Annotated in this window: 26 protein-coding genes and 1 tRNA gene; 15 read left to right on the forward strand and 12 right to left on the reverse strand. The window is 54.3% G+C overall.

From position 1 onward, the window contains the following. Positions 1–12: 12 nt before the first annotated feature. A complete protein-coding gene (locus J0L72_11775; protein ID MBN8691446.1) occupies positions 13–1,422 on the reverse strand; it encodes a transglutaminase domain-containing protein in 1,410 nt (469 codons plus the stop codon). 142 nt (positions 1,423–1,564) lie between these two features. On the opposite strand from J0L72_11775, the gene topA reads away from it, so the two are divergent. Beyond that, the gene (gene topA, locus J0L72_11780) at positions 1,565–4,213 is read left to right on the forward strand and encodes a type I DNA topoisomerase (protein MBN8691447.1); all 2,649 of its coding nucleotides are present in this window, start codon (positions 1,565–1,567) and stop codon (positions 4,211–4,213) included. Positions 4,214–4,252: 39 nt separating this feature from the next. Further along, complete coding sequence (locus tag J0L72_11785) at positions 4,253–4,834, forward strand: glutathione peroxidase (GenBank protein ID MBN8691448.1); 582 nt, start codon at positions 4,253–4,255, stop codon at positions 4,832–4,834. A 6-nt stretch (positions 4,835–4,840) separates the two neighbouring features. Here J0L72_11785 and J0L72_11790 read toward each other — a convergent pair whose 3' ends face one another. Then, positions 4,841–5,098: a sulfurtransferase gene (locus J0L72_11790; GenBank protein ID MBN8691449.1), complete on the reverse strand. Its 258-nt coding sequence runs from the start codon at positions 5,096–5,098 to the stop codon at positions 4,841–4,843. A 75-nt stretch (positions 5,099–5,173) separates the two neighbouring features. Further along, positions 5,174–7,267: an ATP-dependent DNA helicase RecG gene (gene recG, locus J0L72_11795; protein ID MBN8691450.1), complete on the reverse strand. Its 2,094-nt coding sequence runs from the start codon at positions 7,265–7,267 to the stop codon at positions 5,174–5,176. Between the two features lie 80 nt (positions 7,268–7,347). On the opposite strand from recG, the gene J0L72_11800 reads away from it, so the two are divergent. From J0L72_11800 to J0L72_11840, 9 genes are all read left to right on the forward strand, one after another. Next, positions 7,348–7,731, forward strand: coding sequence for a hypothetical protein (locus J0L72_11800; protein MBN8691451.1), 384 nt, complete (start codon positions 7,348–7,350; stop codon positions 7,729–7,731). Next, positions 7,709–8,092, forward strand: a complete 384-nt coding sequence (locus J0L72_11805; protein MBN8691452.1) for a hypothetical protein — start codon at positions 7,709–7,711, stop codon at positions 8,090–8,092. Before J0L72_11800 ends, J0L72_11805 begins: the two co-directional genes overlap by 23 nt. 19 nt (positions 8,093–8,111) lie before the next feature. Beyond that, a complete protein-coding gene (locus J0L72_11810) occupies positions 8,112–8,924 on the forward strand; it encodes a F0F1 ATP synthase subunit A (protein MBN8691453.1) in 813 nt (270 codons plus the stop codon). Between the two features lie 62 nt (positions 8,925–8,986). Further along, complete coding sequence (locus tag J0L72_11815; GenBank protein MBN8691454.1) at positions 8,987–9,190, forward strand: ATP synthase F0 subunit C; 204 nt, start codon at positions 8,987–8,989, stop codon at positions 9,188–9,190. Between the two features lie 83 nt (positions 9,191–9,273). Then, positions 9,274–9,906, forward strand: coding sequence for a F0F1 ATP synthase subunit B (atpF, locus tag J0L72_11820; protein ID MBN8691455.1), 633 nt, complete (start codon positions 9,274–9,276; stop codon positions 9,904–9,906). Then, entirely contained in the window at positions 9,906–10,457 is a 552-nt protein-coding gene (gene atpH, locus J0L72_11825) for an ATP synthase F1 subunit delta (GenBank protein ID MBN8691456.1), read from the forward strand. The genes atpF and atpH overlap by 1 nt, the downstream gene beginning before the upstream one ends. Positions 10,458–10,471: 14 nt before the next feature. Further along, the gene (locus J0L72_11830) at positions 10,472–11,998 is read left to right on the forward strand and encodes a F0F1 ATP synthase subunit alpha (GenBank protein ID MBN8691457.1); all 1,527 of its coding nucleotides are present in this window, start codon (positions 10,472–10,474) and stop codon (positions 11,996–11,998) included. Between the two features lie 56 nt (positions 11,999–12,054). Next, a complete protein-coding gene (gene atpG, locus J0L72_11835; protein ID MBN8691458.1) occupies positions 12,055–12,915 on the forward strand; it encodes an ATP synthase F1 subunit gamma in 861 nt (286 codons plus the stop codon). Between the two features lie 82 nt (positions 12,916–12,997). Then, a complete protein-coding gene (locus J0L72_11840) occupies positions 12,998–13,450 on the forward strand; it encodes a hypothetical protein (protein MBN8691459.1) in 453 nt (150 codons plus the stop codon). Between the two features lie 98 nt (positions 13,451–13,548). Here the strand turns inward: J0L72_11840 and J0L72_11845 are convergent, their stop codons facing one another. From J0L72_11845 to J0L72_11855, 3 genes are all read right to left on the reverse strand, one after another. Continuing rightward, the gene (locus J0L72_11845; protein MBN8691460.1) at positions 13,549–14,055 is read right to left on the reverse strand and encodes a hypothetical protein; all 507 of its coding nucleotides are present in this window, start codon (positions 14,053–14,055) and stop codon (positions 13,549–13,551) included. Then, positions 14,045–14,656 carry a DNA-3-methyladenine glycosylase 2 family protein gene (locus J0L72_11850; protein MBN8691461.1) on the reverse strand — a complete coding sequence of 204 codons (612 nt, stop codon included), beginning with the start codon at positions 14,654–14,656 and terminating at the stop codon, positions 14,045–14,047. Before J0L72_11850 ends, J0L72_11845 begins: the two co-directional genes overlap by 11 nt. A 133-nt stretch (positions 14,657–14,789) precedes the next feature. Next, entirely contained in the window at positions 14,790–14,951 is a 162-nt protein-coding gene (locus tag J0L72_11855) for a hypothetical protein (protein ID MBN8691462.1), read from the reverse strand. Between the two features lie 97 nt (positions 14,952–15,048). On the opposite strand from J0L72_11855, the gene J0L72_11860 reads away from it, so the two are divergent. The 3 genes from J0L72_11860 (at position 15,049) to J0L72_11870 (ending at position 18,956) form a co-directional block, all read left to right on the forward strand. Continuing rightward, positions 15,049–15,687 (forward strand): fibronectin type III domain-containing protein, encoded by a 639-nt coding sequence (locus tag J0L72_11860; GenBank protein MBN8691463.1) that lies wholly within the window; start codon positions 15,049–15,051, stop codon positions 15,685–15,687. Positions 15,688–15,806: 119 nt separating this feature from the next. Beyond that, positions 15,807–17,822: a methyl-accepting chemotaxis protein gene (locus J0L72_11865; protein ID MBN8691464.1), complete on the forward strand. Its 2,016-nt coding sequence runs from the start codon at positions 15,807–15,809 to the stop codon at positions 17,820–17,822. A 117-nt stretch (positions 17,823–17,939) separates the two neighbouring features. Continuing rightward, positions 17,940–18,956 carry a GNAT family N-acetyltransferase gene (locus J0L72_11870; protein MBN8691465.1) on the forward strand — a complete coding sequence of 339 codons (1,017 nt, stop codon included), beginning with the start codon at positions 17,940–17,942 and terminating at the stop codon, positions 18,954–18,956. Between the two features lie 50 nt (positions 18,957–19,006). Here the strand turns inward: J0L72_11870 and J0L72_11875 are convergent, their stop codons facing one another. The 4 genes from J0L72_11875 to J0L72_11890 form a co-directional block, all read right to left on the reverse strand. Next, complete coding sequence (locus J0L72_11875) at positions 19,007–19,957, reverse strand: PEP-CTERM sorting domain-containing protein (GenBank protein MBN8691466.1); 951 nt, start codon at positions 19,955–19,957, stop codon at positions 19,007–19,009. A gap of 149 nt (positions 19,958–20,106) precedes the next feature. Then, entirely contained in the window at positions 20,107–20,637 is a 531-nt protein-coding gene (locus J0L72_11880; GenBank protein MBN8691467.1) for an acyl-CoA thioesterase, read from the reverse strand. Next, complete coding sequence (locus J0L72_11885) at positions 20,634–21,431, reverse strand: triose-phosphate isomerase (protein MBN8691468.1); 798 nt, start codon at positions 21,429–21,431, stop codon at positions 20,634–20,636. Before J0L72_11885 ends, J0L72_11880 begins: the two co-directional genes overlap by 4 nt. 18 nt (positions 21,432–21,449) lie before the next feature. Next, positions 21,450–21,908 carry an OsmC family protein gene (locus J0L72_11890; protein MBN8691469.1) on the reverse strand — a complete coding sequence of 153 codons (459 nt, stop codon included), beginning with the start codon at positions 21,906–21,908 and terminating at the stop codon, positions 21,450–21,452. 80 nt (positions 21,909–21,988) lie between these two features. Between J0L72_11890 and J0L72_11895 the strand changes: the two genes are divergently transcribed. Then, a tRNA-Cys gene (locus J0L72_11895) sits at positions 21,989–22,064 on the forward strand. Positions 22,065–22,135: 71 nt separating this feature from the next. On the opposite strand, the gene J0L72_11900 is transcribed toward J0L72_11895, so the two are convergent. Both J0L72_11900 and J0L72_11905 read right to left on the reverse strand, forming a co-directional pair. After that, positions 22,136–22,807: an exosortase-associated EpsI family protein gene (locus J0L72_11900; GenBank protein ID MBN8691470.1), complete on the reverse strand. Its 672-nt coding sequence runs from the start codon at positions 22,805–22,807 to the stop codon at positions 22,136–22,138. Then, the gene (locus J0L72_11905; GenBank protein MBN8691471.1) at positions 22,795–23,703 is read right to left on the reverse strand and encodes an exosortase/archaeosortase family protein; all 909 of its coding nucleotides are present in this window, start codon (positions 23,701–23,703) and stop codon (positions 22,795–22,797) included. The genes J0L72_11900 and J0L72_11905 overlap by 13 nt, the downstream gene beginning before the upstream one ends. Between the last annotated feature and the right edge of the window lie 2 nt (positions 23,704–23,705).

Below are 23,705 nucleotides of genomic sequence, written 5' to 3' on the forward strand. Positions count from 1 at the left end.
AAATCCCTCAACCTATCGATATCGTACGTCTCCGAGCCCTATTTCGACGCCCTCAAAGACGGGAAAAGTAAACGCATCCTCCACATCACCCTGCGCGAGCTTAATTCGGGTTGCATTCGTCGGCTGATTTGCCCGGGTGGGATCTTGCATGATCCACTTTGAACCTGAAAAAACCTCGACCCAAGCATGGTACAGCATTTGACCGTCGTAGTATATGAGCCCGCTGACGACTCGGGTAGGAATACCAGCCGCCCGCATTATCGTAGCGGCGAGAATGGCGTAGTCCCGGCAAACCCCTTCTTTTGAATCCAAAATCTCATTTGCGTTTCGCAGAACACCAATCGAGCCGTTGTCGTTCATCACGCCCATGACGTACTTGCTGATCTTGCGCGAAGCCTCCAAGGAGTATTTGGAATTCCCAACGACTTTGGCCGCCAAATCTTTGAAGCGCTTCTGGTCCGAAGGGATGTGCAAGCTCGGCTGAATCCAACGCTTGTTCGCTTTGCTCGCGGCGACCGAGATCAAATCTCCGTTCGAGCGGTCTTCTTGCGTAGGATGGACGCTGACCACCCATGTCGGTCCGGCCTTACCCAGAGTTTGATAATTATCGGACGGAATCTTGGACAAATCTGCACCAGAAACGACGTACTCCACCAAAATGGTATCCAGGGATCGCTCGAGGTTTGGTTCAACTCGGATCGCGGCGGTCGTGCCAATGTCTGGCCGATCTTCGCCCACGCCTCGCTTGGCTTCAGGTTCTGATTCCGGCACCATCATCATGCCCAACGCGGCATCAATACGAATGACTTCTCCTTTACCGTCGAAGTAGATTTTGGTCAAAGAACGAGGATCACGAACCTCGACCAGGGTCCCGGACCGCTTTTGCCCCTTGACGAGCAATTCAGCCGGCCCCTTCACTACCACTTCGTTTTCGATCAAGCTCACCGTCGTCGGGTCCAAGACCATCACTTTGAAGCTCTTTGTGGCGTTCGCCCCGCCCAAAACGAGCATATTGGTTGCGTCGTCTACCACCTTCACACCGGCGGGGACTTCGATAATCTTTTGCGAAATCTGACCGTTGTTGTTGATCTGAGCGATGATCTTCCCAGGTTCAAAATTGGCGACTACGGTCTGCGTTCGCCCGCTACTTTCCATATCGTAAGTGAGCTTCAGCGGGCTCGAATCCTTGTTGTAATCCGTGCGGCTGTTGATCTGCATGTCGAGATCGGAACCCAGCAGCTTGCCTTTCATCACGGTGAGGCTCTGCGAGGAGGCTGGTCCACCGGGAATCGCCGGAGGCAACGACCTCATCATGGAGTAGCCGATCTTCGAATCTCCGATATAGATCCCAAACCAAGAATCGGCAGCAAAGCTTGCCGCCGAAGCAATCGCCACAAGAAAAACTGAGAGCGCTCTTTTCATCTTTCTCTATTTTTACTGGTCGAATCGGGGCAATGGTTACGTCAAAGTGAGGAACAGAGGACGGTTAGGGGACTTTTGTCGCCGAAAGGGGGCTGACCCCGCCGCCGGAACCTCTCGATGTCGCGTATCCTTTGAGAGCCCTATGTCTAAGCTTGTCATTGTTGAATCTCCGGCGAAAGCCAAAACAATCTCTCGGTTCTTGGGCAAAGGGTACGAGGTCTTGGCCAGTTTTGGGCATGTCCGAGACCTTCCACAAAGTGCAAGCGACATTCCAGCCGAGTTCAAGAAGTTAAAGTGGGCAAAGCTCGGCGTCAACACAGATTCAGAGTTTGAACCTCTCTACATCATCCCCGACGACAAGAAGCGACACGTCGATAGCCTAAAGAAGGCCGCCAAGGATGTGGACGAAGTCTTACTCGCGACTGATGAAGACCGCGAGGGCGAATCGATCTCGTGGCACATCTTGCAGGTCGTCAAGCCAAAGAAATCCACCAAAGTTCGCCGCATCGTCTTCCATGAGGTCACACCAGAAGCGATCAACGAGGCACTTCGAAATCCTCGCGATATTGACGAGAGCCTGGTGAAGGCCCAAGAGACCCGGCGAATCCTAGACCGGCTGTACGGCTATTCTCTTTCGCCGCTCCTTTGGAAAAAGGTCGCGCCAAAGCTCAGTGCTGGGCGAGTGCAAAGCGTCGCCGTCCGGCTCACCGTGATGCGAGAGCGCGAGCGAATGCAGTTCGTCAAGTCGGAATACTGGGACCTTACGGCGAATTTCAAAGTCGATGCTGGTAGCTTCGACGCCAAGCTGATCCGAGTCGATAACCAAAAAATCTCCTCCGGTCAATCGTTTGATTCGACCACTGGAAAGCTCAAAGACAAGTCGTTCTTAATCGATCAGGCACTTTGCCAAAGCCTTCTGGAAGCGGCCAAAGAAGGCAACCCTTACAAGGTCTTAAAGATCGAAGCGAAGCCGGGACAAGAAAACCCTCCGAAGCCGTTTCAAACCTCGACGCTCCAACAAGAGGCCAACCGGAAGCTTCGATTTTCATCGAAGCGCACGATGCAGATCGCCCAGAACCTCTATGAAGGTATTGACCTGGGTGGCGAGCGCGTCGGTCTGATCACCTACATGCGAACGGACAGCTTGATGCTGAGCGCGAATGCACTCAAACAAGCTCGCGACGTGATCGTTGACCTGTATGGCAGAGAGTACTTGCCCGACAAGCCGGTCCAATACCGAACGAAAGCAAAGAACGCGCAGGAAGCGCACGAAGCTATCCGACCGACCGATCTTTCGAAGCGGCCGCAAGATGTCCAACGATATCTCACCGACGAACAATTCAAGCTGTATGAGTTGATCTGGAAGCGGACCATCGCCTGTCAAATGTTGCCGGCCCAAGTTCTTCGATCGACGGTCGAAGTTGGCACAAAGAGCAAAGGTCGCGATCTTGTATTCTCTGCCAGCGGCCGCCAAATTACGTTCCCTGGCTTCCTCCGGGCTTATGTCGAAGGTAGCGATGATCCTGAGGCTGAACTCGACCAAAAGGAATCAATCCTGCCACCGCTCAAAGAAGGACAGTCCGCCGTGCTCAAAGATGCGAAATCGCTGCAGCATTTCACGATGCCGCCCGCGCGATACACCGAGGCATCCTTGGTGGGCAAGCTCGAGTCCGAGAGCGTTGGTCGGCCGAGTACCTACGCCAGCATCATCAGCACGATTCAAGATCGCGGATACGTTTTTAAGCGTGGCAACGAACTCGTGCCTACTTTCACCGCGTTTGCCGTCACTGAACTTCTTGAGAACAACTTCGAAGAGCTAGTCGACATCGAGTTCACGGCCAAGATGGAGGACCAGCTTGATGACATCGCCGACGGAAAGCGCGACGCGACCGAACACCTCAAGGCGTTCTATCGCGGGTCAAATGGCAATCCTGGCTTGATCGAGCAGATCGATGAAAAGGCGCCAAACATCCCGTTCCCTGCGCTCAAGATAGGCGATGATCCGGGCTCGAATAATCCGATTGTCGTAAAGGTCGGACGCACCGGGGCGTATCTCCAACGCGGCGAAGGTGGTCAAGGAAACACCGCCAGTCTCGATCCAGAATTGCCGCCCGCAGACCTCACACTCGATTCGGCGCTTGCGATGCTCGCTGGATCCGCCGACGGACCGAAGTCAATCGGTACCGTGCCAACTTCGGGCAAACAGGTTTTCCTCAAGACCGGTCGATTTGGCCCGTACCTAGAAATCGAACAGACCGAAGAAGAAATCGCCCGTGGGGACAAGCCCCAGCGAGTCAGCCTGCCACCGGGAATGAAGGCCGATCAAGTCGCCGAGGAGGATGTCCCGCTGCTTGTGCTCTTCCCGCGCGATCTCGGTGAATTCCCTGATTCCGGCGCGCCCATGACCATCGCCATCGGACGATTTGGCCCATATCTCAAAGTCGGCGACGAGTTTCGAAACATTCCAGACTGGCGCGCGGCGGCGAAGTTGAGCGTTGCGGATGCGATCGAACTCTTCCGCACTCCGAAAGCCACTCGAGGAAGCCGAACACCAGCCTCCGCGATCCAAGAATTTGGGAAGCTAGAAGGGGCCGAAGGGAATGTCCGCGTGCTTTCTGGTCGTTATGGCCCTTATGTCACCGACGGCAAGACGAACGCCACACTTCCAAAAGGAACCGCGCCCGAGTCGATTTCAGCCGATGAAGCGCTGAAAATTTTGCTCGCAAAGGCTGCTGCAGGACCGACAAAAACAAAGAGGGTGATTCGTCGGGGCAAGTCGCGCGTAAAATAAAGTGTAATGTTGACTTCGTTGATACTCGCTGGCCTCACCATGGCCTCTCCGTCCCCACAAGACGGCTCCCTTTCTCGCTGCAAACCAGCCGAAACAGGATTCTATAGTTTCAAAGTTAAGGACATTGACGGCAAGGATTTTGCTTTCAAGTCACTACGCGGCAAGGTCGTGATGGTCCTGAACACAGCTAGCAAGTGCGGTCTCACGCCGCAGTACTCCGGCTTAGAAGACCTGTACAAGAAGTACAAATCTAAAGGTTTTGTGATTATCGGATTCCCTGCCAACAGCTTCAAGAACCAGGAGCCTGCTCCAGAAGCAGAGATCAAGGCGTTCTGCACTCAAACCTACGGCATCACCTTCCCGATGATGTCGAAGATTTCGGTCAATGGCCCGGACAAGCACCCGCTTTTCGATTGGTTGATCAAGCACTCCGACCGTCCAGAAGACGAGATTGAGTGGAACTTCACAAAGTTCTTGGTGGACAAGCAAGGCAAGGTTCGCTACCGATTTATGCCACGGGAAGAACCAAATTCTGGGTTCATCGGTAAAGCGATCGAGACCCTTCTGTCGGATGGCGCAACCAAGCCAGAGACAGCTAAGACCTCTCCGTCCAAACCCTGATTCGGCTCAATACGGCTTCAACGAGGGATCAACTTCTACAGCGTAGGCGTTGATCCCTCTTGCTAAATTCCAGACTTGCTTGAATCCAGAATCCAGTAGGAACCCTGCCACGCGTGCGCTTCGGGCGCCCGATCGGCAATAGACGACCGTTGGCGCATTCGGGTCGAGCTCACCAAATTTTGATGCGATCATGCCTAGCGGAATGTGAACGTCGTTTGGCAACACTGAAACTTCTCTCTCATCTGCCTCCCGAACGTCTAGCAAAACTAAATTAGGAAATCTTGTCCTAAATTCCGCAAGTTCCGAAGGTTGTATTTCAGGAATGGCCACGATATCATTCTAACCTATTGCGACGGATTCTCTTTGAGCTGCAGCCGCTTCGACTCGAGGACGCAACAATGCATGCTCAGACTTTTCTAAACTCGGATCGCTCGAAACAATCATTGCGGCGGCTTTGCGCGCATCTTCCAAGATTTCAGCATCACGGATCAAATCGGCAATTTTGAATACTTGCCCGCTCTGCTTGGTCCCCATCAAGTCTCCCGGGCCACGAATCCGCAAATCCTCTTCCGCCAGCCTGAAACCATCTTGAGTTTCCACCATGATCTTCATGCGCTCCTCTGCATCGGGAGTAGTGGCATCGGCGACTAGAATGCAATAGCTCGCGTGCTCGCCACGTCCTACCCGCCCGCGAATCTGATGAAGCTGACTCAGTCCAAAGCGGTTGGCGTCCTCGATAACCATCACTGAAGCGTTCTTGACATCAACGCCGACTTCGATCACCACCGTGCTGACCAAGATGTCCAGATTGTGATCGCGAAACTCCTCCATCACCGCTTCCTTTTCCGCCGGCTTCATCTGACCATGAAGCAGCCCCACTCGGAATTCAGGAAAGGTCTCGACTTTCAATCGGTAAAAGAGGTCGGTCGCCGCTTGCGCCTGCATCTTTTCGCTTTCTTCGATCAGCGGGCAGACAACGTATGCCTGGCGACCCTCTTGCACGAGCTTGCGGACGCCTTCGTAGACGGACTGCCGCTCATTGGTCCTTTTCCAGTGCGTCTTGATTGGCTTTCGGCCTGGCGGTAGTTCATCGATGACGCTCTTGTCGAGGTCCCCATAAAACGCCATCGCCATCGTCCGCGGAATTGGGGTCGCTGTCATCACCAGAATATCCGGCGGGATTTCAGACTTTTCTTTGATCGCCTGCCGCTGCTTCACTCCGAATCGGTGTTGTTCGTCAATCACGCCAAGTCCAAACCGGTGAAACTTCACCGTGTCCTCGATCAGAGCATGAGTCCCGACGACCACCAGAGCTTCGCCGTTTGCGATCTTATCTAGGCTCTTCTTTCGCGCCTTGGCATTCTGCTTGCCCATCACGAGTTCGACTTCGATCCCAATCGGATGGAAGAACCGCTTCAATCCGGCGGCATGCTGCTCGGCCAAAATCTCTGTCGGCGCCATCAATGCGGCTTGGTAGCCAGCTCGCACTGCGGCGAGAATCGCGCAGGCCGCAACCGCCGTCTTACCCGAACCTACGTCGCCTTGCACCAGGCGATGCATCGGGAACGGCGCGCGCATATCATCCCATATTTCATTGACAACTCGGCGTTGGGCACCAGTGAGTTCAAACGGGAGCATTTTGGCGACATCTTCCCAGATTTCACCGTGCGAAAAAAGGCCGCCGGACGAATGATCAAAATCGAATGCAATCCCTGTCTCGCGATGGGTCGAAGCTCGGAGCTGCGCCATCACCACTTGTGGCACCAGGAATTCGTCAAACACCAATCTTCGACGTGCTTTGGGCACATCATCCAAGCTCTCTGGGTGGTGTAATCGGGCGATGCACTCGCGCTGATTTCCGAGCCCAAACTTGCGCCGCAAATCGGATGGCACAAAGTCCTGAAGTGACGGAAGCAACTTCTCCATCACCGACGAGACCGCTTTTCGGATGTTGCCTTGGTTCAGACCGTCGGTCGCAGGATATATGGGAACAATGCGCGCAAAGGACTCGCCGTCATCCTCGGCGTCCAACACCTCGAACTCAGGCGAAGCGATTTCGTAGCTGTAACGGCCCTCTTTGACTGTTCCAAACGCGATAATCTCCCCTTCGCAATCTCGGAGCTTTTTCGCGATCCAAGGTTGATTGAACCAAACAAGTTGCACCGATCCCGTTCCATCGTGCAACGTCGCTTTGATTGGAAGCGAACGGCCACCCGAGGGGCGGTAATCAAGCTGGCGGATGTACCCACGAACCGTGACCTGCTGTCCGGGCCGAATCGAAGCGATCTTCGGAAGTTTGCTTCGATCCTCGTAGCGACGGGGAAAGTGTTCGAGGAGCTCTTGAGGAGTGCGGATCCCAAGTTTCTCATAGGATTTGGCAAGTCGCGGCCCCACCCCTTTTACATATTGGAGCTCTGAAACAACTTGATCCACTGGCGAATTCCCCAATTTCAATACTAATAGACGCACGTCAACCTGTTTCGGATTCAGGCCGATTCAAACTAAAATAGCGCATGAGCGACGACACCCCCAATTCTCCTGAAGAAATTGCTGAGGAAGCGCGGCAGAAGATTTCCGAAACTTCGAACGAGTTTGAAGCCAGGATGGCTGAGCTCGAGAAGCGCGGTGCCGCCGCAAAGGCTCGCTATGAAGCCACCAAAACCAAGGTCGCAACCGAGCGAAAGGAATCTGGAGATTCGGCAAGGGGATTGGGCATTGGCCTGGCTGTCGCCTACGCTATCATCGGTGCGCCGCTGGCGGGATTCGGGGCTGGATTCCTGATCGACAAGGCAAACGGTGGCGACACTTGGAAAGGGATTCTCGGACTCATCGGCTCCGTCGCAGGCGTAGCTTACGCAATACTCATTCTTAATCGTGAAGAAAAGAAGCGCGGCTGAAACCATCTTTCTGGATTACCGGTGGTTCTTGGCGGTGTCAGCGGCAATCGCGCTCATTTACCCGTTCACGCTGGGACTCCCGTTCATGTGGTGCTACCTCATCGGGTTGGTCGGGACGCTGATCAACACTTTGGGACTGTACGGGATCATCCATTTGCTCGGCGCATCGTTCAAAGAACAAGCTCAACCCAAGGGAGCCGCCGTGTTTCTCGTGCTCCTGTTTTTCATCAAGCTACCGGTGATGATCGGGTTGATGATGTACGCCCGAACGTTTGGCGAAGTTCCGGCAATCCATTTCTTTGTGGGACTCGGGGTGGTATACTGCTGGGCCATAGGGTGGAGCCAAACGGTCAAACGTTGAGCCCCCTATTGTTCTGTATATGTGGGACTTAATTGGAAGAGGAACGATGCTCGCGGCCGGGGCAGCACACGGCGAAGAGCATGGCGGTGGTCACGGCCCAGTTGCTTACTGGGGAATCATGTTCTACCTTGGGCTGGTCGTCATCACATTGTTCGGATTGATGCACTTCGCCAAGCAAGGCCTCAACACCCGCTTCTTCAAGAACAAGCTCACAGCCTCATTTGAGCAACTTTACTACTTCATCGAAAACCTCGCGGTTGGAATCATCGGCTCCCACGGTCGAAAATACATCCCGATGGTGATGGTTTTCTGGATGATCATCTTTGTTTCGAACATCTTCGCGTTGTTCTTCCCAACTGGCCCAACCGCTGACCTCGGGTTCAACGCAGCACTGGCAATCATTGCGATCATGTATGTCCAGTGGGAAGGTATTCGGGCGAACGGTGTGTTCGGCCACTTTTCGCACTTTGCTGGCCCGAAGCTTGGGATGGCACTCATCCCGATCACTGGCATGATCTTCATCATCGAACTCGTTTCGGAAATGATGAAGATGGTTTCGCTCTCACTCCGACTGTTCGGAAACATCGATGGCGGCCACAAGGCTGCCGAAGCGATGAACGCATTGGGCGAATCCGCTTACGTTCCAATTGGCGCGTTCTTGATGCCAATCAAGCTCCTCACCTGCGTGGTTCAAGCACTGATCTTCAGTTTGCTGTTCTGCGTTTACCTGAGCTTGGTGACGCATCACGACCATGACGAGCATCACGACGATCACGGACACGCTGGTGACGGGCACGATGTGGCTCACCATGAACTGCAAGCCGCCGTCTAAAACGAATTTAACTCACCTCAACTACGAAAACAAAAACTTAGGAGAAAGAAACAGAAAATACTATGAGCATGGTACCTCTCGCACTTGGTTTGGCCGCACTTGGCGTGGCCATCGGTCTTGGAATGATCGGCAACGCAGCTATGGCTGGCATGAGCCGACAACCAGAAGCTATCGGCAAATTGCAGACCGCAATGTTGATCGCTCTTGCGTTCGTCGAACTCGTGTTCTTGCTTACCGTCTTCGTTGGCCTCGGCTCGGTTAAGTAACCCACTTCTATCGTCTTCGCTGGTCCGGATTCTAACGATTCGGACCAGCCCTAACCTTCTTCACGATTTTTACACTCGAATTTATGTCTAACGAGGCTAAGAACAAGCAATCCACGGCAAGCGCAGTTTCGCGCATGGTCGTTGGAGCTGTCGCCATGGTTGCCGGCATGTACGCGAATCATGTGGGATTCTTCAAATTCATCGAAGACCCACTGATGGCACAGGGCATTCCACTCCAACTGGGCAAGACCGTGTCCGTCATCGGCGTCATGTTGATCTTGTTCCCAGTGATCCGGTCCTTCTTTATCGACCCACTGGAAGAAGCAATCACTTCGCGCAATTCCGAACTTGAAAAGACCTTCTCGGAAGCCGAAGCACTGCGCGCTGAAATGGCTGCAATGAAGTCCGATTACGAAAAGCGAATCTCGGATACTGAAGCAGACGCCCGCGAAAAGATTCAAAGCCAAATCAAAGAAGCGCAAGACCTGCGCACATCTTTGATGGCCGACGCCGCAAAAGCCAAGGAGCAAATGATCGCTCAGGCTCAGCAAGAAATCAACCTCTCCAAGGAGAAGTTGATGACCGAACTGCGAACGGAAGTCGCCAACCTCACTCTTTCGGCAACCGAGCGAATTCTCGGCGAGAACGTGGATTCTGCAAAGAACCGCAAGCTCGTGGCTGAATTCATCGAAAAGGCAGAGGTGCCTAGCGTCTAATGGATTCCCGAGTCGCCGCACGTTACGCACAAGCACTGTTTGATGTCGCCAAGAAGGACGGCACCATTCAGAGCGTGAGCGACGACCTCAATGCCATTCGCTACGCCCTCAAGGCCGATCCGAAGTTTGCCCAATTCGTCAACGATCCATCGACCAACCGAGATAAGAAGCTCAAGCTGCTCGAATCGGTATTCAGCGACCGGATCACCGCCTTGACGATGCACTTGCTGAGGTTGCTCCTCGAAAAAAGACGCGAAGGGCTCATCTCCCTCGTGTCTGAACAGTTCGAGACCCTGCGAAGAACCTCTGGAAATATCGCTTACGCCGAAATCGTGAGCGCAGACACTCTTTCGGAAGCGGAGCAAAAGGCCATCATCAAGCGGCTCGAAACAAGCTCCGGCAAATCAATTGAAGCCACTTTTAGCGTTGATCCTCACCTGCTGGGCGGGGTCAAGGCGCAAATCGGCAATTTCGTTTTGGACGGCACCGTCCGCGGCTCTCTGAACCGGTTGAAGGACCGGATCCTCTACGACGTTTTAAAACAAAGTTAACCTGGTAAGAACACATGGCGATTCGACCCGAAGAAATCACTTCTATTCTCACCCAAGAACTTCAAAAGTTCGAAAGGTCCGTTGAAGTAGACAATGTTGGCACCGTACTCCAAGTTGGAGACGGTATTGCCCGCGTCTACGGCCTGCCCGATTGTCAAATGGGCGAGCTGCTGGAATTCCCTGAAGGAGTTTCTGGCCTGGCATTGAACCTCGAAGAAGATTCGATCGGTGCGGTGCTTATTGGCGACGAAACCAAAATCAAGGAAGGCGACAAGGTTCGCGAAACCGGAAAGATCATCCAGCTTCCAGTTGGTAAGGGTCTGCTCGGCCGCGTTATCAACGCTCTCGGTCAGCCTCTCGACGGTCTTGGACCAATCCACGCAGACGAATTCCGATTGATCGAGTCGAACTCCCCAGGCGTTGTCGAACGACAACCAGTGAAGGAGCCACTCCAATCCGGTATCAAGGCTGTTGACGCCATGATTCCTGTGGGCCGCGGACAGCGCGAGCTCGTTATCGGCGACCGCCAGACCGGAAAGACTTCGGTCTGCATCGACTTTATCATCAATCAGCGAACCACTCACCAGCCCGGCGAGTCCCCAGTGTTCTGCATCTATGTTGCGATCGGCCAGAAAATGGCTAACGTCGCACGTGTGGTAGAAACCCTGCGACAAACTGGTGCTCTGGAATACACCGTGGTTGTGGTTGCATCCGCTTCGGACTCGAACGCAATGCAATACCTCGCACCGTTCGCTGGTGCGGCAATTGGTGAATACTTCCGCGACAACAGCATGCACGCTTTGGTGGTCTACGATGACCTTTCCAAGCATGCTCAGGCATACCGCGCACTATCGCTCTTGCTCCGACGTCCTCCAGGACGAGAAGCTTATCCAGGCGACGTTTTCTACCTTCACAGCCGCTTGCTCGAACGAGCTGCAAAGCTCAGCGACGAAAAGGGTGGCGGTTCTTTGACGGCACTCCCAGTCATCGAAACCCAAGCTGGCGACGTTTCCGCATACATTCCGACCAACGTGATTTCGATTACAGACGGTCAGATTTACCTTGAGCCCGACCTGTTCTTTGCTGGCGTTCGCCCCGCAATTAACGTCGGTATCTCGGTGAGCCGTGTGGGTGGTAACGCTCAAGTCAAGGCGATGAAGCAAGTCGCCGGTAAGATCAAGCTTGAAATGGCACAGTACCGAGACGTTGCTGCATTCGCACAGTTTGCAAGCGACCTCGACAAGGCCACTCAAATGCAGCTCCAGCGAGGTCAGCGACTCACCGAGCTTCTCAAGCAAGGACTCGCAGCTCCAATGGACGTGATCGATCAAGTTATCATCATCTTCGCAGGTACTGCAGGAACGCTCGACCAGGTTGAGAATAGCCAAGTTTCCGCACTGGAACAAGCCATCCTCAAGCATGTGCACGAGAAGTACCCAGACGTGGTCGAGACACTCAAGTCCACAAAGTCCATGTCAGGAGACATCGAAGACAAACTCAAAAAGGCTTACGACGAAGCCCTGAGCAATTTCAAGGGCTAATTAACCACTTCTTGGACCGGGTCCACCATTAACCCGGTCCAGACTAATCTAGATTTATGGCAAACCTGAAGCAGATCCGGGCGAGAATCCGAACGTCAAAGAACATTCGGCAAATCACACGAGCCATGAAGCTCGTGGCAGCTGCACGTCTCAAAAAGGCGCAGGACCGAGTGACAGAGGCACGTCCCTACAGCGAGAAGATGCGAGAGCTCATGCTCAGCCTTTCTTCCGGGGGAGATTTGCCAACGCATCCACTGCTCGAAAAGCGCAGCGGAACCAAAACCTGCCTTATCATGATCTCAGCCGATCGCGGACTCGCGGGAAGCTACAACACAAACCTGATCCGAAAGGCGTTCGACTGGCTTAAGGAAGGCGGAAACACCTCTGACGTGTTCACCGTCGGAAAGAAGGGCCTCCAGTTCTTCGGCAAGCGCGGCTACCACATCGCAGGATCGCACACCGTTCCGACAGCCGGAGCGCAGTACGACGACGCCGTCACCGTTTGCAAGTTCGCCAGAGAAAAGTTTGAATCCGGCGAATACGACCGAATTTTCATCTGCTACAGCAAGTTCTACTCGCCGATCCGACAGGTGCCGCAGATTGTCCAGATTCTGCCAATCGAGCCGCCAGTCACCGACGAAGAACCCACCGCCAGCAAATCCTACACGTTCGAACCAGACGCCGCTTCCCTCCTCGGGACGCTGTTGCCGAAGTACCTCATGAACCAGGTCTTCCAAGCTATGCTCGAGTCCACAGCCTCAGAGCACGGAAGCCGAATGACCGCCATGACAAGCGCCACGGATAACGCAGGCAAAATGATTGAGAGCCTCACGCTCAAGGCAAACCGCGAGCGACAAGCCAACATCACCAAGGAAATCTTGGAAGTGGTCGGCGGAGCAGAAGCCTTAAACGGCTAATCTTGCGATCAGATCACAAAAAGCCAGGCCAAACGGCCTGGCTTTTTTGGTAACCGCACCCACCGCAAACCGTCAAATTTGTGTGAGAACCAGAGGGGTACCGGTTCGATTTTTTGTCCTGCCAATTCTTGGCGGGTTGGCGTTACTTTCAGGGTGCGGCGGGAGCGCGGCGTGGGGCAGAAACCAGCTCGCCACGGTAGAGATCAACTCCGCGGCCATCGAAGATCTCGATCTCATCGTCGTCCCAAACGAAGGCGGGCCAGACGCAACAGTCGCGTGTAGCGAGAGCTACATCGGGTTTGATTGCGGGCGGCTCATCGGACCAGATTTCACCCAAATCAGGTTCACCACAAGCTCCCAGGCCTCCCAACATCCCTACCGAGTGTATGTCCGAAACAACGGATCACGCACCCGCCGAGTCTGGCTAGATGTCTATTTCGACAACAAACCAAACTACTCCTACGGGTTCGATGTCTACGCGGGCGAGACCCGGTGGGCCGCCGTCGTCCGCAGAAACAACGCCGGAATCCGCTAAGGTCCTAGGTCTTTTTCCTCAAGCCGCCACAACCGTTGTAAAACAAATGTTACGAGTTGGCACTCGTGGGAGTGGTCCGGCAGAGGGGTTTGCCGGGCTCACGATTTACGGCGGCCATCGCCACCTCGGCGGTCGATGTCCTCGTCCACCTCGTCCTTCATATACCGCTCAAAAAGCTCGTGATCGCTCAGCGGTTTTGGCGCGGGCCGGGTGATCTTCTTCGGTTCGGTGGCCTTCTTCAGCCGTTCCAAATCCCGCAGTGGCTGGTGAGAAAGCGGCCGATTTCCGCCCTTTTCCATCCGAATTCCGTGGTCGGCCAGATGCTGCTGGACGACGTGCGCGAGCTCCCCAAGCCGCCCAAATCGCCGGTCGGTTGGCGTCAACAGCTTCAAATCCACCCGAAAAAGGCCGTGATCTAGCACCAAAAACGACTTCGAATCCACCGCCAAAGCCCGGTTGGATGACCGCACCGAAGTCAGAGGGTACACAAAAGCGTCGACATCGTTGTGGTACGCCAGCACAACATACCGCTGGAATTTGCCGCTGAATTTTTCCAGCGAGGTCCCCTTCGCGACGCAGTGGCAAACCACTCCATCAGCCAACATTGGGGGTGTCCTTCAGCTTCCAAAGGTACAGGCTGGCATAGCTGCGGACCGGCGCCCAAACCGCCGCCCGCTCCAAAATCTGCTTCGGTTTTGGGCGTTCCGCCAGGCCGTCCAGCCGCCGAATCCCCTCCTGAATCCCGAGGTCGCCGGCAGGCATCACGTCCGGCCGCCCGAGGCTAAACATCAGCACCATCTGGATCGTCCATTCGCCAATCCCCTTCACCGCGATCAGCTCGTCCAGAATCGCTTGATCCTCCATCTGGTCGAATTTTGCAAAATGGATTTGGTTTTGGCGCGATTTTTCGGCTAAATCCAGCAAATAGCCCGCCTTTTGCCGGCTCAATCCGACCTCGCGCAGGCTCTCTGGCGTGTGCCCGGCAAACGCTTCTGGGTTCATTTCCCCCTCCAGCCCCAGCCCCGCCAGCACCTTGTTGTAGATCGAGCGCGCCGCCGCCACCGACACCTGCTGGCCGATGATCGACCGGGCAAACGAGTCAAAATTCACCGGCTTCGGCTCGAATCCCAGCGCGCCATGATCTTGGATCAATTGCGCCATTTTGGGGCATCGCGACGCCAGGATGGTGAGAGGATCGACGGGCATACTTCATACAGTACCTGCCCGCGGCCTCCCGCCGACGCATCGATTTGTCACCGGATTTTGCGCAGTCCTCCCCGGAGTATTTTGTACAAGTTCACCGCCTTTTGTTGCATACGCCGGAGATATTTGCGCGCACCTAGGAGTGGATTGCGTGCGCTCCCAGGTGCGCAGAATTCTCCCCGGAGATCGCGCGGCGCACCCCGGAGTTCGCGCCGATTTCTCCTTGGTGCGCGGAATCTCCTCCTGGGATTTCGGCTCGCCTTCCCTGCTGCTGCCGCACAAATAATGAAACCATCATGCATTTTTTTCAACCAAACATATACTTTGTGTGAAAATTTTATGAAGGCATGGAATGGAGAAAATACGGGGGAACCGTTCCCCAGAGGTACAAAAGAATGCCGAATAATGATTATTTACCGGATCAAGACGAGGCCTTGAAGGCGTGGGCGCTGAACTTTGCGGCGCGATGCGCACAATACGACTCGGAATTGAATCTGAATTCCACTGATTTGTTGGCCATCGACAACGCGACCGACGGTTTTGCGAGCGATGTCAAGGACGTGCAGGAAGCGAAAGACACCTTGCAGGGCACGGTGGCTGTCAAGAACAATTCGAAGAAGTCCATGACCGCCTTGGTGCGGGGTTACGCCAAGCAATTCAAGGCGATTCCGGGGATTTCTCCGCTCATTTTGAACCAGCTGGGCATCGTGTCTTCGAGCACCGCCGGGCCGGTGGTGATGGTGACCGAACTGACCGTGACGGGCTGTGACAACGGCGTGAACTCGCTGAAATGGAACCGCTCGACCAATTCTGACGGCACGATCTTTATTGTGGAGTATCGCCCTGCAGACAGTTTGGTGTGGGTTTTTGGCGCCGCGGTGACCAAGGCCTCGTTCAACCACACGGGCCAGGTTCCCGGAGAGATGGTTTGGTATCGGGTGACGGCGACCCGGGCCGGGGTGAATTCCGCTCCTTGCCCACCGGTGGCCGCTTATCCTAGCTCGGGCGGTGCTGGCCTGAGCGAAGCCGCCTAATCCGCCATTTACGTTCCTTTTGGGTCTGGCTCCTAGCTTCCGCTGGGGGCCAGATTTGCTTTTTGGGGCTGCGTGTTTTTGGGAATGTTGCTGAATCTGCCGCAAGTTCGCGGCTAGCCATGAGGACGCCCCTTTGGAGTCCCGATAACTATAACATCATGGGTTCGAGCACTCGTACGACTTTTAATCCAGCCGGTTTCCTGGGGAACCTCAGTTTGGGTCAAAAATTGATCGGCGCTATTGTCAGCGTCATTTTGGTGGGATCGATCGGCACTCTTGGTCTTTCTCGGGCGATTGACCGCACCGAGAATCAGATGTCGGATGTGATTTTGCCTTCGATTGAGATTTATCAATTGGCGAGCCAAGCCCGCAGTTATAACCAAGATATGGGCTCAAACATGTACCTTTTTGCTTTGACTGGCGACCCGAAGATTGCCGAAGCGAAGGAAAAAGCGGACGAAGACTTTATCGAGACGATGAAGGTCGTCATGGGCAAGATCGAGAAATTGCCAAACAATTCGAAGCTGCTGGAGGCCGCGGATAAGGTTGGCAAGGCCGACGAAGAGCTCTGCGCCCCGAACGAAACGAAGGCGATGGATGCCTTTGAAAAGGGCGACAAGGCCACCGCGCTGAAGGTGATTTCGGGCGATTATGCGGCGGGGAGAAAGGAGTTTGAATCCGTCTTTTCTGCCTTCCAGCAAGAAATCAGCACCTATTACACTCAGGCGAAGGACATTTCGGTTCAGGAAGCGCACAATGGCAAGATTTTTGGTCTGATTGCCGCAGTGGTCTCGGTCATCTTTGGTCTTGTTATCGCGTCCGCCTTCTCGCGGGTTGTGAAGAACACCATCGCGGGCATGTCTTTGCAGTTGGGCAAGGTCCTTGAAGAGAATTTGACCGCGCTGACCAACGGCGTGAACGCGCTCGGTCAAGGTGACCTTTCGCATAAGATTTCGATTTCTGAACATGACGAGGTGGTTCGCCGCAAGGACGAATTTGGCGTTTTGAGCGAGATGATGGGCCGGTTTATCCGGGATACGGAATCCGCTTTGGAAGCCTTGCAATCTTGCCAATCCACCTTGCGCAACGTCGTTGCTGGCGTCCGGCAACAGTCTGACCTGGTTGCTGTGAGTTCGGAAACCTTGTCGGACACCACGAAGTCGGCGTTCGAATCGGCTGGCGCGATCGCTCAGAGCACCCAGGACGTGCTGCACGCCACCAACGAACTGGCTCAAACCAGCACTCGCTTGGCCGAAGTCAGCGAAAAGACCGCCAGCGAAGTGAACTCGGCCTCTGCTGCGATGTCGACGCTGGAAAACACCGTCGCTGGATTGGTCGCGATGAGCGACGAACAGATTCAACTCGTCGAAGAAGCGACCCACCGCGCCAAGATTGGTGGCGAATCGGTCGAATCGGCGATCAATTCGCTTGAGAATATTGCGACTCAGGTCCACGCAAGTGCCGACGTGATCCGCGATCTGGGCGAACAACAAGTTAAGATCGGCGAGATCGTCTCGATGATCGAAGATATTTCTGGCCAAACCAACCTTCTGGCGCTCAATGCTGCGATCGAAGCTGCTCGGGCCGGCGAACACGGCCGCGGTTTTGCCGTGGTCGCGGACGAAGTCCGCAAACTCGCCGAGCGAGCAGGGCAAGCTGCTGGCGAAATCAGCGACTTGATCGGCTCAGTGAGAGCGAACGTGAGCAAAGCCACCGAAGAGATGGAAGGTACCACTCGCGAAGTCGAGAAAGGCACCGAGCAAAGCGCCGCCGCAAAAACCGCGCTTACTGCCATTGTGCAGTCGGTTGGTGATGTCCACGAATCCGCTTCTGGGTTCAAGCGCAGCCTCGAATCCACGATCGGTCAGACCAGCATCGTCAAGAACGCGCTCCTGGTTTCCAGCGAGGTGAGCAGCGAAGGCGCGGCCAATTCTCAGCAATTGAGCGCTGTGAGCGAAGAGATTTGCGCTTCGGCCCAAGTCGTCACCGGCTACCTGGACAGTCAGAAGAGCGAATTCCTCAACATCGAATCTGCTTCACAGAACCTGGCTGATCAGGCGAAGGTTCTCCGAGAATCCGTTTCTGTCTTCCAATTGAGTACCGACGAAGAGACGCCCAAACTTAGAGCGGCTTAATCCCGTCACAAGCACAGCAATTGCCCGCTCTTCCAATCCCGATGGAAGGCGGGCCTTTTTTCTGCTTGGATCAAGGCACTGGATTGTGGAGGTCGATCATACTGGATTTGGCCCCTCATGATCATCCGTCCTGGCGCACCCTCAGACCAGCAAGCTTTCTCCGAAATCAAATGCGCTGCTTGGCGCAAGGCTTATGCGCACATCTTGCCTGCCTCGATCTTGGATGGTCTGGATTCGCAGGACTTCGGGAAGCAGTGGACGGTGATGATGGACGATCACCACGCGCATGTGGCTGAGATCGACGGTCTGGTTGTAGGCTACGCCACTCTAGGCCCGAACCGTTATCCTGATCATCCGCCGAAGTTTGAGCTTTGGTCGCTTTACGTCCACCCCGACTTTGCCGGAAAGGGCGTTGGCTTCAATTTGGTCCAGCACATGTCCGGCATTGCGCTTTGGCACGGTAGCGCGGGGATGATCATTGCTTCTTTTGAGCAGAATCATGCCGCCCGGAAATTCTATTCCGAGCGGTGCGCCGGGCGACTGGTCGGGAGCGGCACCTATCCGATTGACGAGGTGGATTATCCCGACGTGGTCTATCAAGTTGATGCGGACTTCGATTCGCTGGAAGCTGGCAGCGCCCTGACGGTGACCCAAGCCGCCGAGCAAACAGACTTCCCCGCGATCACCGACTTTCTGCATCGGTGCTATGAGCGCAATGCGGCTGCGGGATTGCGGTTCAATGCGACGCACCAAACTCCGGAGACAACCCAAAGAAGGTTGCTCGCTGGAGAAGGCCTGTTGGTGAATTTGAGCGGTCGGCTTGCCGCCACCGTAACCTTGGAGAGTCCGGACAAGGAGTGTTACGGTACGTTCTGCCCGAATGAACCGTATTGCGAACTCACCCAGTTTGCTGTCGCTCCAGAATTGCGCCAATTGGGTTTGGGAAGATGGATCGAGCAACGATTGTGCCGTCGAGCGCGTGAGCTGGACAGGAGTTGGATCGCGCTGGATACCGCTGTCGAAGCGACTGGATTAATCACCCTCTACCAATCGTGGGGATACGAGGTTGTTGGGGAGATTGACTATCGGCCTGGAACGAATTATCTCAGCGTCGTGATGGCTAAGAAGGTGTAAAAAATCCCCTGCGCCAAATCTGGCACAGGGGATTTCTGTTCAAGTATTGATTACTTGCTGGACTTTCGCTTTCGTGCGAGAGCAGCCAAACCAAGACCGAGAGCAATCATCGAACCTGGTTCTGGAACTGCGCTGAATGCCAGGTCGTCCACGGCCAATCCGTCATCTGCACCAGTTCGGTCGAAGTCGGTCCATCGCATCACCAACTCATCGTTGTTTGCCCAGTTGAGGCCAGTCACGGTGTAAGTGATGAATCGTCGGTTATCGGCTGCGTTTCCGTCCAAACCGGATTGCGCGGAACCGGTCTTCAACGAAACGAAGTCAAGATTGTCTTCGTTGGTCCAGCCAGAGGTGACTGTTACTGGCATCTGGTCTACGTTGAACGTGCCAGCGCTGAAAACTCGGTAGCTGAAGTCGATTCGGTCTGCTGGAATTGGGTTGCCGCTTCCTGCGCCTTGTCGCCACTGCTCGCCCCAATAGGCGAGGGTGAACGAAGTGAGCGTGCCGCCCGAAGTGTTCTTGATTCGAAGGCCGATCGTGTTGCGTGCAGGAACAGTGCTTGCGACGCTACCCGAGTTCAGCATACCAAGAGCTCGATCGGTCGAGTTGATTGTGCCGTAGTTGAAAGTTGCGCCGGATGGGTTAGTAGGGGTTCCGTCCGAAATTCGGATAAAGCGTGTGTCGTAGGTTGGGATGGTGTGAGGTGTTGGAGTGTTGATAACGCCTGCGCCGATCCAGTTTCCGTTAGTTCCGGTAGGAACTGCTGCGCCGACGTTGGTGCCGTTCTCGAACGAGCTGTACCAACCCTGAATGGTCGAGTCGTTGTTCCAAAGCTGACCCGTAACCGCGGTGGTTCCAGTGCTGGAAGTTGGACGTGTGACCGAACCAGTTGTTGCCAACGAGTTGAAGTCTTGGGTGTAAGTGCCACCGGCATAGCTGAACTGTGCCGAAGCGAAAGAAGCGGAAGCCATTGCAATGGCTACGATTAGTGTCTTATTCATCTCTTCCTCTCAAAAGAATCAAATTCCGCGTTCAAAAACCATCCCGCGAATCCAAACCTAATTATACTAAACAGGCTGAAGAAACCAGTAATTTCGAACGCAAAAACTTGTCTAATTAACAGGATTATTGGCACAACCTACTAATTTTACTAGGGTAAAAGTAGCCGATTTAATTCTTCTTCGGTAGAGTTTTCGAGCTGGGCTTTGCTTCGTTCGAGATCTTCGAGGTGAACATTGCGCCGAGCCCGGCGATCTCGGGCCAAAAGGAAGTTGATTTTGTCCTCTCGTGTTTCGCAAATCAGCTTTGGAACGGCGGCTGGCTTGCCATCTCGGATCGCCACCATCGTTACCCGAGCAGTGTTCGTGTGCCGCTCCACGCCTTTGGCCAGATTCGTTGCGTAAACGTCGATGGTGACTTCCATACTCGTGCGGCCAGCATAGGCGATGTAACCTTCCATCGTCACCAGATTTCCGACCTCAATCGGTTCGTGAAAATCGACCCGATCAAACGCAGCGGTCACGCAAGTTGTGCCGGCAAATTGCTGGCTAGTCGCGCTCGCAGTGAGGTCGATCATCGCCAAAATCGATCCGCCGAAAACGTTTCCCAGGATGTTCGCGTCATTTGGCGTCATCACCTGCGCCAGCCTCAGCCGGGTTTCGTTGACCGTCTTATCCTTCATGCGTTGGCCACGATCGCTGCAAATTCGGTTGGATCCAGGCTAGCTCCGCCTACCAGTCCGCCGTCGATGTTGGGCTGGGAGAACAGTTCTTTGCTATTGGCTGCTTTGACGCTTCCACCGTAAAGCACCCGGACATCATTGGCTAGATCATCTTCAGGATAATTCTTCGCGACCCAGTCGCGAATGAAACCGCAAATTCGCTCTGCCTCATCACTCGCACAGGTCTTCCCGGTACCGATTGCCCAAACCGGCTCGTAGGCGATCACCAGCGTATGGAGTTCTGCGCCATCGATACCGGCTAACCCCTCATCAAGCTGAGTCTTGATGGCGGACTCAGTTTTCCCCGCTTCTCGCTCGGCAAGGGTTTCCCCAACGCACAAGATCGGATTAATCCCGTGGTACAGCAACGACTTGATCTTGAGGTTGACCGTCTTGTTGGTCTCTGCAAAGTAACCAATCGTGTCTTCTTCGACCTCGAGCTTTCCAAATCTTCCCCGAGTCTCGCTGTGCCCGACGATACAAAACGAAACGCAAAATTCGGTCAGCATTGGCGCGCTGATCGAACCCGTGAATGCCCCATGATCGGCCCAAAATACGTCCTGAGCACCGAGCTGGATATGGGTCGAATTCAGAGCTTCACGGACTTTCGCCAGCAGCGTGAATGGAGGACAAACTGCCACATCCACGTCCTGCTTCATATCCACTTTCTGAACGAAGGAATTGATCAGTGCCAACCCCGTGGATTGGTTCTGATTCATCTTCCAGTTGCCGGCAACGAGGGGTGTTCGTGACATCGGATTTTCTCTTTAACCTTAGCCTACAACGACGGTTGGTTCGACAACGATATCGACCTTTCCGCGGACAGCGTTGGTGACGATGCAGTACGAATCGGCCTTGTGAGCCATCTCTTCGGCGAGCTTGACGGTGGCCTCATCGGCGCCAGCTTCGAGCGTGATGGTTGGTTTGATCACGACTTTGTTGAAGATGAAGGTGGCAGCATTGGGTTGTTCGACCATGCCGACAGCTTTGGTTTCGATGCTCTTGTAGGCGATCTTTCGTGCGCCAGCGACGATGCCAAAAGTGATCGAATAGCACGCAGCAATCGCGCTAGTCAGCAATTCCTCGGGGTTCGTGCCTGCTCCGGCACCACCAAATTCTGGCGGGACGCTCAGCTCGTTGACTTTGCCACTTCGATCGGCCGTGACTTGACCTGCTCCGTCGCGACCTCCGGACCAAACAACTGAAACGGGATATTCGTGAATGCTTGACATATCTGTTTGAAGTATACGAGTTCCCTGCCAGAACGTGCCATGCGATCTCTCTCCTTGTGCGGTACAATAGGGGCTCGTTTGGCGCCGTGCCCAAGTGGTTAAGGGGAAGGTCTGCAAAACCTTTATCCAGCGGTTCGAATCCGCTCGGCGCCTCCAACAATTTCAAATACAACTGTGCCCCGGTTCCAAGTTAGAACCGGGGCACATTTTTGTTTTAGAGGGGCTTCTTATAGAAAACCGTTGCTCTGCCGATTGGCTTCATCGAGATACTCTGCGATGAACTTTTTCAGCTTGGCTTTTTGCTCTTGATCGGACAACTGTTGATTCTCGAAGTAAGGAATGAATCGGTAGAACACGCCGTCAAGCTTGTCTCCGAGCGTCATTTCTTCCATCAAGTAGGCCAGTTTCAATCGGTTCGGATTAGCATAGAATCCGCCAGGACCCTTGTAAAGATAGGCTGCCATCTGACGCCGAGTCTTTTCATTCTGCATCGAAACGATCGTCACCGGAATGTCGCCGCGTGTCTCAGTTTTCACGACGTCCGCTTCGCGCTTTTCGATAAGCCATTTCTGGGCCGAAAAGCAGATGTTCGGATCATGGAAACTGTCTTTCGACCGGCTCGCGATAACAACCGCGTCGTACATATCCCCGTCGAGATTCCATTGCCGCGCCACGATCCCCAACGGGGCGAGCACGTCATAGGTCATCTTGTCCATTCGGTAAGTTGCCCGGCCATCTCGTTGATCGTACAACTTGCCACTCACATTCTCAGGAGTGATCTCTTCCAGCTGTGCTTCGCTGATACCGGCACGGTTTGGCTTTGGCATCAGGTTGATGACCGCTGCCAGGAATACCATGACTCCGCAGAAGATATAGATTCGTTGGTTTAGTCTTCCCATCCAAGTAACCTCATGAGTTTGAAAAGTAAGAAGAAGCAAATCAGAAGGGTGATATAGCCGCTGTAATCATGGAACTGGTGGCCGGCTTCGGCGCCATATTGATTCCCTACGACTCCGATCAAGGCGATTCGCAATCCGTTGATGAACAAGCAAAGCGGCATGATCGCGATCAGCATGATCATGTTGCCCCACCACTTCAATCCGCCGATCATGATGAAGAACGTTGTGAACGCACTCACCGCGATCAGGAGCTTCAATCCAGAGCATGGAACCCCGACGTCGAGCGTAAACGCTGGCAAGTGGATCGTCGTCGCATCAACCTTTAATGGGTCGAACTGGAACGCTTTGAGCAATCCGTAGGACACGTCGGTCGAAATCTGCTGTAACGGGTTGGTGTAAGTGTCGATGATGTTCGACCAGATTGGCAAAGCGAACAGCAACAGGAACATCGGCAAGGCGAGAATCCTTAGCCACCGCCAACCGCCGATCAAAAGCGTCCCACCGAGCAGCGTGATCACCAACGCGAACGACTGAATCTGAATCTGTTCAATACGAACCCCTGCAAAAAGCACCCAACCGGTGACAAGAAGGACCGGAATCCCAAACCAAGAGCCCTTGGCCGGCACATCCTTGATCTTGTCCCAGTTCTTGTAGACGACGTAGCCCGACATAAACGGAATCAACGCGCCGTGTGAGTAGTATCCATCTCCTTCAAACCAGAGATGAGGCAGGCGACTAAACAGCGAAAAGAACGCTAAACAAAGTGCGCCGAAGATCGCCAGACCAGGAATAAACCCGGGCGACTTGATGATTGCTTGTGCGTCAAAACCAGGAATCCCGGGTCGCTTAGACTCGGGTGAGGGGTTTGCGCCAGGTTCAACTACCGCTTCAGACATAG

This window comes from Armatimonadota bacterium, from assembly GCA_017303935.1.
Classification (GTDB): Bacteria; Armatimonadota; Fimbriimonadia; order Fimbriimonadales; family Fimbriimonadaceae; genus JAFLBD01.

Bases quoted from the DNA above. Each gene is read 5' to 3' on its own strand.
- J0L72_11775 (MBN8691446.1), bottom strand. From the start codon at position 1,422: ATGAAAAGAGCGCTCTCAGTTTTTCTTGTGGCGATTGCTTCGGCGGCA.
- topA (MBN8691447.1), top strand. From the start codon at position 1,565: ATGTCTAAGCTTGTCATTGTTGAATCTCCGGCGAAAGCCAAAACAATC.
- J0L72_11785 (MBN8691448.1), top strand. From the start codon at position 4,253: ATGGCCTCTCCGTCCCCACAAGACGGCTCCCTTTCTCGCTGCAAACCA.
- J0L72_11800 (MBN8691451.1), top strand. From the start codon at position 7,348: ATGAGCGACGACACCCCCAATTCTCCTGAAGAAATTGCTGAGGAAGCG.
- J0L72_11810 (MBN8691453.1), top strand. From the start codon at position 8,112: ATGTGGGACTTAATTGGAAGAGGAACGATGCTCGCGGCCGGGGCAGCA.
- J0L72_11815 (MBN8691454.1), top strand. From the start codon at position 8,987: ATGAGCATGGTACCTCTCGCACTTGGTTTGGCCGCACTTGGCGTGGCC.
- atpF (MBN8691455.1), top strand. From the start codon at position 9,274: ATGTCTAACGAGGCTAAGAACAAGCAATCCACGGCAAGCGCAGTTTCG.
- atpH (MBN8691456.1), top strand. From the start codon at position 9,906: ATGGATTCCCGAGTCGCCGCACGTTACGCACAAGCACTGTTTGATGTC.
- J0L72_11830 (MBN8691457.1), top strand. From the start codon at position 10,472: ATGGCGATTCGACCCGAAGAAATCACTTCTATTCTCACCCAAGAACTT.
- atpG (MBN8691458.1), top strand. From the start codon at position 12,055: ATGGCAAACCTGAAGCAGATCCGGGCGAGAATCCGAACGTCAAAGAAC.
- J0L72_11845 (MBN8691460.1), bottom strand. From the start codon at position 14,055: ATGTTGGCTGATGGAGTGGTTTGCCACTGCGTCGCGAAGGGGACCTCG.
- J0L72_11850 (MBN8691461.1), bottom strand. From the start codon at position 14,656: ATGCCCGTCGATCCTCTCACCATCCTGGCGTCGCGATGCCCCAAAATG.
- J0L72_11855 (MBN8691462.1), bottom strand. From the start codon at position 14,951: ATGATGGTTTCATTATTTGTGCGGCAGCAGCAGGGAAGGCGAGCCGAA.
- J0L72_11860 (MBN8691463.1), top strand. From the start codon at position 15,049: ATGCCGAATAATGATTATTTACCGGATCAAGACGAGGCCTTGAAGGCG.
- J0L72_11865 (MBN8691464.1), top strand. From the start codon at position 15,807: ATGAGGACGCCCCTTTGGAGTCCCGATAACTATAACATCATGGGTTCG.
- J0L72_11870 (MBN8691465.1), top strand. From the start codon at position 17,940: ATGATCATCCGTCCTGGCGCACCCTCAGACCAGCAAGCTTTCTCCGAA.
- J0L72_11875 (MBN8691466.1), bottom strand. From the start codon at position 19,957: ATGAATAAGACACTAATCGTAGCCATTGCAATGGCTTCCGCTTCTTTC.
- J0L72_11880 (MBN8691467.1), bottom strand. From the start codon at position 20,637: ATGAAGGATAAGACGGTCAACGAAACCCGGCTGAGGCTGGCGCAGGTG.
- J0L72_11885 (MBN8691468.1), bottom strand. From the start codon at position 21,431: ATGTCACGAACACCCCTCGTTGCCGGCAACTGGAAGATGAATCAGAAC.
- J0L72_11890 (MBN8691469.1), bottom strand. From the start codon at position 21,908: ATGTCAAGCATTCACGAATATCCCGTTTCAGTTGTTTGGTCCGGAGGT.
- J0L72_11900 (MBN8691470.1), bottom strand. From the start codon at position 22,807: ATGGGAAGACTAAACCAACGAATCTATATCTTCTGCGGAGTCATGGTA.
- J0L72_11905 (MBN8691471.1), bottom strand. From the start codon at position 23,703: ATGTCTGAAGCGGTAGTTGAACCTGGCGCAAACCCCTCACCCGAGTCT.